Source organism: Kitasatospora putterlickiae, from assembly GCF_039527695.1.
Taxonomy (GTDB): domain Bacteria; phylum Actinomycetota; class Actinomycetes; order Streptomycetales; family Streptomycetaceae; genus Kitasatospora; species Kitasatospora putterlickiae.
Genome location: NZ_BAAAKJ010000005.1, coordinates 1 through 7178, shown reverse-complemented (window position 1 = coordinate 7178; position 7178 = coordinate 1). Strand labels below are relative to the sequence as shown.

Below are 7178 nucleotides of genomic sequence, written 5' to 3'. Positions count from 1 at the left end.
CGCGCCGGGCGCGAGCCGGACGCTCAGCCCGGCCCGCCGCACCGCGGCCTCGCCGAGCAGCGCGTACAGCTCGCGGACCTGCCGCGGGCCGAGGTGGCCGCCGGTGCGGGTCTGGTCGAGCAGCGCCTGGATCGCCTCGGCGGCGGGGCTGCCCTCGGTACGGTCCGCGCAGCCGGAGGAGCCGGGCCCGCAGGGCGGCACCCGGACCGGCTCCGGCGGCACGGCGAAGGTCTCGGGGGCTCCGCCGCAGAAGGTGAGGGAGCGGCCGTGGTCGACCAGGACGACGTTGCCGCGCGCCACGCTCACGTCGTCGATCGGGCCGCAGTCGCCGCCGCCGTGCGCGGACAGGCAGACCGGGAAGGCGAGCGCGTCCTCCGGCGCCCAGGCGACCTCGACCACCGGCTGCCCGTACAGCTCGTCGACCAGGGGGGTGACCGAGGTGAGCCGGACCGCCTGGCGGTGCGCGGGGTCGGCGTCCGCGGCGGCGCCGGTGCGCGGGCCGAGCACCTCCTCGACGAGCAGCAGGTCGCCGGGGCGCAGCGCCAGCCGCCGGGCGCGCCCCTCCGGCCGGCCGTCCGCCTGCGGCCGCCAGTCGTCGCGCAGGGTGGCGGAGGTGGCGCCCCGGGGCAGCACGCAGTCCTGGTCGCCCCAGGTCCAGAACCGGATGGTGTTGTGCGCGGGGTGCAGCACCAGGTCCGCGCCGCCGAGCGGTTCGAACACCTCGACGGCGGCGGTCCGGGAGAGCGCGTCCAGCTCCTCGTCCGGGATCACGGTGGACGGTTCGGGTCGCTCCTGCGGGCCGAGCCTGCCGACGTCGACGGCGGCGAAGCGGAAGGTGCCGCGCCGCAGGGTGAGCGGGCGGTCCGCCGTCAGCGCGACGAACGCCCGGGCGTTGCAGCCGTCGTGCATCGCGTAGTCGACCAGCCGGACGTGCCGGCGCACCGAGACCCGGCGGCGGGCCGTGTCGAGGTACGCCTCCGTCGCCACCGCGTCCTGCTGGTAGGAGAGCCGGTCGGCGGTGTAGGCGAGCAGCTCGACCAGGGTGACGCCGAGATCGGGCAGGTGCCGCTCGGTCCAGCCCGGGGTGGTGAGGCTCATCCGGTCCAGCACGAGGCGCCGCAGGCTCTCGTAGTCGCGGGCGGTGTAGTCGATCACCGGGGCGGGCCGGACGGCGGGCGAACGGTCCTCCTCGGCGCGGCAGTCGAAGGGGGAGGGGCAGTCGGCGCCGAAGGAGACGTCGGTGCCCGCGTACCTCGGGTCGAAGCCCGGGTGGGGGCGGGTGCCCGGCCGGCCGTAGGCGTCCGCCTCGACCACGGTCAGCCGGTAGCGGGAGGTGTCGCCGGAGCGGTCGAGGGTGACGCGCATCCGGTCGTCCAGCTCCGGGTCGTCCGCGTGCTCGATCTCGACCGCGAGGGCGCGCAGGCCGGTGATCCGCCGGCCGCCGTCGACCCGGATGTGCTCCGGGCCCAGCCAGTCCGGCGCCCGGCCGAGGAAGGCCACGCTCAGCGTGCGTCCGTCCTCGCCCACCTCGGCGCCGTCCAGGCCGAGCAGGGGCGCGGCGCGCACGTCGGCGCGCCGCGCCTCGGTCCCGCACCGGACCACGGGCCGTTCGGATCGTTCGGTCATGCCGCCACCCCGCCCTCGAACACGTCCTGCCGTCGCGAGCCGGTCCGGCGCACGACGTACGCCAGCTCGACCCGCACCACGTTGTCCTCGCTCGTCACGTCCAGCGCGGCGACCTCGATCACATCGCCGAGCCAGCGCAGCAGCACCGCCTGGACGGACAGCTGCAGGGTGGCCGCCAGCTCCGGGCTGTTCGGGGCGAAGACCAGGTCCAGCAGCCCGCAGCCGAAGTCCGGGTGCATCACCCGCTCGCCGGGGCTGGTGAACAGCAACTGCTCGATCAGGTCGCGGACGTGGTCGTCGTACGCCGCCTGGGCGGTGCGCCCCCGGCTGTCGATCCGGAACGGGAACGCCAGGTCCGTCCGGGCCGGATCGGCGCGGTGCCCGGGATACCCCGCGGTGCTCATGTCCCCTCCGCGCGCTGCTGGACGACGGTCACGATCGGCGGGCCCTGCGGGACCTGCTCGGCGCTCTGGCACAGCCCGACGGCGGAGCGCGGCAGCGCGGGGGAGCCGTTCACCCGGATCCGGGCGGACGGCACCACCCAGCGGACCGTGACGCAGGGCTGGGGCTTGCCGGCCACGGTGAACGGGCAGCCGGTCACCGTGTAGGGGTCGGCGGTGCTGGTGACGGCCTGGCCGGCGACCAGCACCCGGGCCTGGGCGGGCCGGGCGGTCGCCTGGGCGCCGTGCGGGCAGGTCACCGTCGCGTTGACGTGCAGCAGATTTCCGGGCACGAGACTCTCCCCGTCGGGTCAGGTCGGCTCAGGTCACGCTCAGGGCGTCCTGGTTGATGGAAACGGTGGCGCCGACGAGCGAGATCGAGGCGCCCTGGCCGTTGCTGATCTGGATCCCCGAGTCGTTGATCACGATCGAGGCCCCGCCGGGTGTGCGCAGGGTGATCCCGGTGGTCGGGTCGTCGGACAGGACGATCACCCGCCGCCCGGTGGTCTCCAGCACCGTGTTCGGCGCCCCCGGCGGGCCGGTCGCCGCCTCCACCGGCACCTCCGAGACGGAGCCGTACCAGCAGCCCGTCCACACCGGGTAGCTCTGGTCGCCCTGCTCGAACTCCAGCCACACGCCCGCCCCGACCGGCGGGACGGCGTAGTGCCCCATGCCGGGACCGGCCACCGGGAAGCAGGGCATCGCCCAGGTCGACGCGGCCTCGCCCAGCACATCGGGCACCTGGGCCTGGATCCGGCCGATCCCCAGCGGATCGGCGTTGTTCACAACCGTCCCCCGGAACTTGCCGAGGTAGCGGGTCGGTTCGGCCATGCGGGCAACTCCTGCCTGGGGCGCTCAGGGGACGACGGCCGGCTGGAGGGCGATCAGGCCCTCGCGGGTCAGCGTGAAGTTCTGGGTGTACGAGCCGCGCTTGAGGTTGTGGGTGACGCTCTTGACGAAGTACAGGCCGTCGTAGGTGATCCCGGCGCCGCGCACGCCGACCAGCTCGCGCGGCCGCAGCACCCGGCCGTACCGGACGACGTCGAGCTGGCCGGAGCCCGAGACGGCGTCCGCCGAGGTCATCGCCGCGGCGATGATCTCGGCCACCGCCTGGCCGGTGTCCTTCTTGGCGGTGTCGGCGACGACCTTCTTCTTGAGCGCCGGTGCGGGCCTGAGCGCGAGCGGCGGGCGCAGGATGCTCACCTCCGGCACCGGCAGCACGGCGGACACCTTGGTCGCCGGGAGCTGGATCCGGGCCTCCGGCTCCTCGCGGGCGGTGCCGTCGAAGGCGAAGGTGAGCTGGTCGACGTTGGAGAGCGCGTCCATGTTCACGTTCAGCGCGTGCTGCGGGACGCCGAGCCGGATCTCCGGCCCCCAGTAGGCGCGGCTCACCCCCGGGACCGGGCCGGGGTCGAGGTAGAACACGTAGCCGTTGGCCTTCGCCAGCTCGTTGACGTACCCGAGGTCGGTGCCCTTCTGGAAGTCGATCCGCCGGGTCGGCATCGGCGTCTGCGGCACCAGCTCGGGGATGACCAGCGGCACGATGCCGTACTGCCCGTACGAGCCGATGACCGCGGCGACCCGGGCCGCCGGGGACATCGCGGGGAACGGCACCCCGGCCCGCTCCTCCAGGTCCATCAGCACCGTCAGGTCCTCGCCGGTGACGGTGAGCGTGGACTGGCCGGGCTGGTTGCTGATGCCGACCTCCTGGCGGATGATCACCCCGTCCATCAGCACGGCCGGGGTGCCGGTGACGGTCGCGGTCAGCACGACCCTGGTCTTCGGGTCGAAGAAGCCGCCCGGCAGCAGCGCGGTGTTGATCAGCCCCCGCTTGGACAGGTCGAAGGCGAGCTGGAACCCGCTGCGCTGCCCGGACGCCACCGTGACCTGCGCCGACAGCAGGGCGTCGGTCACCGGCTGCGGGACCGGCACCGGGATCCGCGGGCCCATCAGCAGACTGAGGTGGATCGACCCGATCGGGCCGGCGCCCGTGACGGCCGAGGCGTCAGGCACGGCCCGCCCCCGGTACCGCTCCGGGCAGCGCGATGGTGATCCGCCGGCCCGGCGTCGCGGTCAACTCGCGTGGATCGACCACCGGGTTGGCGTCGGCGATCCGCCACCACTGGTCGGCGCTGCCGAGGTAGCGGTGGGCGAGCAGATCGAGCCGGTCCCCGGCGCTGACGGTGTGCTCGGCGAGCGGGGTCAGGCCGTCCGGACGCGGCAGCAGCCGCCGCCGCAGATACGGCACCTGCCGCCCGTCCGGCTCCGTGCGCACCACGACCGGGACGCCGTGGTAGCGGCTGGTCAGCGGGTACGGCGAGGGCGCGGGCAGCGCGTCGAGCGGATGGTCGACGGTCACTGGAGACCCCCTCCCAGGCCGAGCGAGCCCAGCCGGCCGTCACCCGCCGCGCCGACCAGCCGTTCCTTCTGCGCCAGGTGCGCGAGGTACAGCTCGGCGCCGCGGTGCCCGGTCGGCAGGTCACCGACGGTCAGCACCCGCAGGCCGACGGCGACGGTGGCCCTGATCGGGTTCAGTTCGATGTCGAACGCCTCCTCGGTGATGGCGAGCTCGGTCAGCCGCACCGGCAGGATCCGCTTGGCGCCCCAGGTGAACAGCGTCAGCGGGGCCTCGACCGGGGTGATCTCCAGGGTGCCGAGCGCGGCGAGCGCCTGATTGGCCCGCAGCCGCGCACTGGCCGGCTGCACCAGCGACTCCAGCGTGGCGAGCTGCGGATGGACGCCGTTCGGCGACGGCACCTCCAGCTGGTCGGTGGCGTCCAGCTCCGCGGTGAACTTCCAGGTCTCCACGGCCGGCCCCTTGAGCCGCAGGGCCTCCGTCCGGTCCCCGCCGCCCTCCGCCCCCGCCGCCTGCGGGGCCAGCGACCGCTCCAGGCTGTCCGGGTTGAACTGCAGCACGATGATCCGCTGCGGGGTGCCGCGCTGCGGATCGACGACGACCAGCCCTGACCGCACCGGCCTGGGGGCGTCGGTGTAGTTCGGCGACGGGCTACCCATGGCGTTCCTCCAGCACCCGCAGGGCGAGCCCGGCCTCGCGGGCCACCTCCGGGTCCGCGTCCCGGGCGGCCAGCTCCGCCAGCGGCTCCCGGTACTCCGGCCACCCGGCGTACACCATGGCCTGGACGGCGGCCCGCCGGACCCTGGGCTCCTTGTGCCGGACCGCCTCCAGGACCCGCGTGAACACCGAGTCCACGGCCCGCTCCGGGGAGCCCGCGCCCAGCAGCAGCACGGACCGGGCCTGCTCGAACGGGTAGACGCAGACGTCGAAGTTGGTCTCCAGGTCGGCGACGCTCCAGACGTCGAGCGCGGCCTCCAGTCGCGCCGACGCCTCCTGGACCCCGGCGTCGTCGTCACCCGCGACCACCAGGTACCGGGCGTCGACGAACTCGTCCGCGACGAAGTGCGCCGACAGGCCGCCGGGCAGCGACCACTTGGCCTCGTAGAAGGCCTGGTTCGCCGGATCCCGCGCGATGTCCCCCTGGTAGGTCCAGCCGTCGGCCTCGGCGAAGGCCCGGATCCCGGCGTTGTCCACGGAGTCGCGGAGGATCAGACGACGCCCCGTGTGCGGTCCGACGGTCATACGGCCTCCCTTTCCTGTCTGTTCCAGGCCTCAGAGGCCGTAGATGGTGCGGATGTGGCTACGGATGTGTGCGAACAGGGCGTCCTTGCCGCCCTGGTCGGCGAAGTCGAGTTCGAGCGTCGCGGCCCAGGCCTGGAGGAACGCCACCTCGCGTTCGGCCATGGCGTCGGCCTCGCGCGTGGTGCGCACCTCCCCCTTGCGGGCGGCCTCCCCCCAGGCGTGCTGGACGTAGGCCTGCTTCCACGACTCCACCTTGGCGCGCGCCTCCGCGCGGCTCTCCGCGGTCGCGTTCTTGTCGTTCATCACGGTGCGGACGGCCTTGCGCTCCTTGGCCGAAACGCCCTGGGCGGTGAGGTAGCGGGCCTCGCTCACCCCGGTCAGCTTCTGGAGCTCGGCCGGTCGCAGCCCCTCCTGCGCCGCGAGCGCCCGGATCCGCCGGGCGAGCACCTCCGGATCGTCGGTGGTCGACTTCAACTCCTTGAACTTGAGGGCGAGATCGAGCTGCCTGGCCCCGGCCTGGGCCCCCTTCGGCGCCAGCGGCAGCTTGTTGACGGCTTTGTCCAGGTCGGTCATTCCGGCGGCGATCTGCTTCTTGTCGAACTTGCGGGCGTCCTCCGTCGCGATCTTGTACGCCATGGCCCGGTAGACCACGTCGCTGGGCGCCCGGTTGTGCTCCACGGCGGCCAGCGTGTGCAGGAACACCCGCCTGCTGTCCGGGACGGCGTCCGCGCCCTGCGGCACCGGGCCCCCGCCCAGATCGGCGAGCATCGTGCGGGCGATCCTTTCCTGTTCCGCTCGCGGCATTCCGCTGAACATGTTCGGGTAGTCGTGGGCGAGCCTCTCCTCGGCGCTTCCCTGCGGCGAAACCACCTGATTGCGTGGACTGTTGAACCCCTGTTTGAGCCCGGCGGCGACGCCGTTCGGGCCCTCGACCCGCTGGTAGCTCCCGTCCGGGAAGGCCTGCCTGCGGAAGCTGTTCGCCAGCGACACCGAGTCGATCCGGTCGCCGGTGGAGATCCGCCGGTCCTGGTCGTCGTACCCGATGCTCTCCGTCCGCTCGACGTGCCGGGCCGAACCCCGGACCTCGTCCGCCACCCGGCGGATGAACTCCAGCAGTTCGGTGCGGTCGAGCTCCACCCCCGCGATGGCGACCTTCTCCGGGTTGAGCAGCGCGCGGACGACGAACCGCGGCAGACCGCTCAGTTCCAGCCCGGTCAGCCGGTACCAGGCGCGCAGGGCCCGCAGCACCGCCCGCAGGACCGGCCTGCGGACCCCCTTGCCGAGCAACCGGGCCAGCCGGGGCCGCACGCGGGCCACGATCAGGTCGAGCCGCTGGTCCTTGGCCTGGGGCGAGTTCTCGCGCGCGCGGCGGTCGGCGCGCTGCTGCCGGCGCTCGCGCTGCCAGTCGCGCAGGCGGTCGCGCCGCCTGCGGTAGGCGTCGCGGATCCGGTGGGCGCCACGGGTGAGCGCGCGGCCCAGCCGGCTGCCGAGGAGGCGGCGGCCGAGGGCGCGGG

General features: G+C 74.0%; 7 protein-coding genes and 2 pseudogenes. All 9 read right to left on the bottom strand.

The window, feature by feature from the left end; all coding sequences use genetic code 11:
* Window positions 1–1626 (bottom strand): annotated as a pseudogene (locus tag ABD308_RS00475) (putative baseplate assembly protein); the annotation flags it as partial.
* Window positions 1623–2030 (bottom strand): GPW/gp25 family protein, encoded by a 408-nt coding sequence (locus tag ABD308_RS00470; RefSeq protein WP_344322533.1) that lies wholly within the window; start codon window positions 2028–2030, stop codon window positions 1623–1625. The pseudogene ABD308_RS00475 and the gene ABD308_RS00470, both read right to left, overlap by 4 nt.
* Entirely contained in the window at window positions 2027–2359 is a 333-nt protein-coding gene (locus ABD308_RS00465; RefSeq protein WP_344322525.1) for a hypothetical protein, read from the bottom strand. The genes ABD308_RS00470 and ABD308_RS00465 overlap by 4 nt, the downstream gene beginning before the upstream one ends.
* A gap of 28 nt (window positions 2360–2387) precedes the next feature.
* Entirely contained in the window at window positions 2388–2897 is a 510-nt protein-coding gene (locus tag ABD308_RS00460; RefSeq protein WP_344322352.1) for a phage baseplate assembly protein V, read from the bottom strand.
* Window positions 2898–2921: 24 nt separating this feature from the next.
* Window positions 2922–4079, bottom strand: coding sequence for a hypothetical protein (locus ABD308_RS00455; RefSeq protein WP_425554659.1), 1158 nt, complete (start codon window positions 4077–4079; stop codon window positions 2922–2924).
* Window positions 4072–4425 carry a LysM peptidoglycan-binding domain-containing protein gene (locus ABD308_RS00450; protein ID WP_344322334.1) on the bottom strand — a complete coding sequence of 118 codons (354 nt, stop codon included), beginning with the start codon at window positions 4423–4425 and terminating at the stop codon, window positions 4072–4074. Before ABD308_RS00450 ends, ABD308_RS00455 begins: the two co-directional genes overlap by 8 nt.
* Window positions 4422–5081, bottom strand: a complete 660-nt coding sequence (locus ABD308_RS00445) for a CIS tube protein (RefSeq protein ID WP_344322328.1) — start codon at window positions 5079–5081, stop codon at window positions 4422–4424. Before ABD308_RS00445 ends, ABD308_RS00450 begins: the two co-directional genes overlap by 4 nt.
* Window positions 5074–5664: a HEAT repeat domain-containing protein gene (locus tag ABD308_RS00440; RefSeq protein ID WP_344322321.1), complete on the bottom strand. Its 591-nt coding sequence runs from the start codon at window positions 5662–5664 to the stop codon at window positions 5074–5076. Before ABD308_RS00440 ends, ABD308_RS00445 begins: the two co-directional genes overlap by 8 nt.
* A 30-nt stretch (window positions 5665–5694) precedes the next feature.
* Window positions 5695–7178 (bottom strand): annotated as a pseudogene (locus ABD308_RS00435) (hypothetical protein); the annotation flags it as partial.